The following is a 1,456-nucleotide window of genomic DNA, read 5'->3' as shown; positions in this document are numbered from 1 at the left end:
AAGAGAGCGGGACTGTCAGGACGTGTTTCGGCATTGGTGAAGATTCTTTCCGCAAGAAGGGTGTCAGACACCGGAGCACCGGTACTGTTTATTCTTTTTCTTGTGTCAGCTGTTTTTCTGCTGAGTTCCGGATTTATCGGTCTGTTCCACTCACCGTCAGCAATGTTCATGACGGTTTCCAGGTAACAGTCGAACATTTCCCTGACTGTTGACGGATCAAAAAGTCCTTCGACATAATCCCAGGTGAGATAGATGCCGTCCTGTTTTTCGTAAAGCTGATGATCCAGCCATACCTGCGGGGTTTCTGACATACCGCCTTCAGTAATCTGCAGGAATCCGTCGGCAGGTGATGCATCCTCATCGTTCTGACTGACGCCGAGGGTACTGGTGAAGATTACCGGCAGTGATGCCATGCCTGACCCTCTCTTTCTGGACAGCTCACGCTGAATGTAAATGCTGGACAGTTCCCTGTGATCGAGACCTTCGGCAAGATTTTCAGCGGTTTTTCGGGCCGCGTCGGCAAATGTCAGGGAGGTATCAGGAGTATATGAAACCGGAAGCAGGGAGGTGAAATCACCAGTAATGTCCATGATTTCAGGGTGAATCCGCTTTCTGTCAAACAGGGTTACGTTGACGGTAACGTCATTTTCTCCGGAATATCTGCTCAGTGTGGCAAGATAGGCGTGCAGCAGTACGGCTGACGGAGTGATTCCGCATGCCGACGCTTTGGCCCTTAACTTATGCCAGTCCCGGTTTTTCACGGTATGAGCCAGTCTGATAAAGTGAGATTCCTCCACGGTATCGGGACTGCATCTGAGAGGAAGCTGAGGCGCGTTCGGCATTACGGCGATTTTTTCATCCCAGTATTTTCTGGCTGATTCAATACGGCTTTCATCCGCAACGGCTGAAAGCACGTAATCCCTGAATGACAGCGTGAGCGGAGGTCTGTTCTCGTATCCGGCAGGATCGTTATAGGCCTGAGCCAGATCTTTCAGAAGCAGTTTGACACTGTATCCGTCAAGATTCATGTAGCTGAAGGCTATGGCAAGACGCATTCCGGTACCGTACAGGAAACCGGCGGCCGCAACAGGGTGACATACTGAATCTTTATTGAGGTTATCCCACCATTCAGATACTGATGAGCAGGCTTCCTGTTCATCTGTCACGCTGAAATACGGAATATCGGATGCCGCTGCCTGTTTTCTGATCGTCTGCATTCCGTCATCAGTTATTACGGCTCTGAGCATTTCATGTCTCTTTTTAAGTAAATCAAAGGCATGACAGAGGCGTTCCCTGTTAAGAGGGGAACCTGTGAGTTCAACCATGTAGTAGGTTTTGGAGTTGAGGGAAAGACTCTGCATCTGTCCCATCCAGTATGCCTGCTGTACCTCGGTGAGAGGGAACGGATCATGACGGTGTTCAGGATCCTCTTTTACCCTGAAGAGTTCGGAAGACC

General features: G+C 49.9%; 1 protein-coding gene. It reads right to left on the bottom strand.

Annotated elements, in window-relative coordinates:
* Window positions 1-1,456, bottom strand: a 1,456-nt coding sequence (locus BMY80_RS11925; RefSeq protein ID WP_143066544.1) for a condensation domain-containing protein, incomplete at both ends; no start/stop codon positions are given.

Source organism: Ruminobacter amylophilus (genome assembly GCF_900115655.1).
GTDB lineage: Bacteria > Pseudomonadota > Gammaproteobacteria > Enterobacterales > Succinivibrionaceae > Ruminobacter > Ruminobacter amylophilus.
Note: the sequence above shows the minus strand (reverse complement) of the source record. Positions and strands in the feature narration are given on the sequence as shown.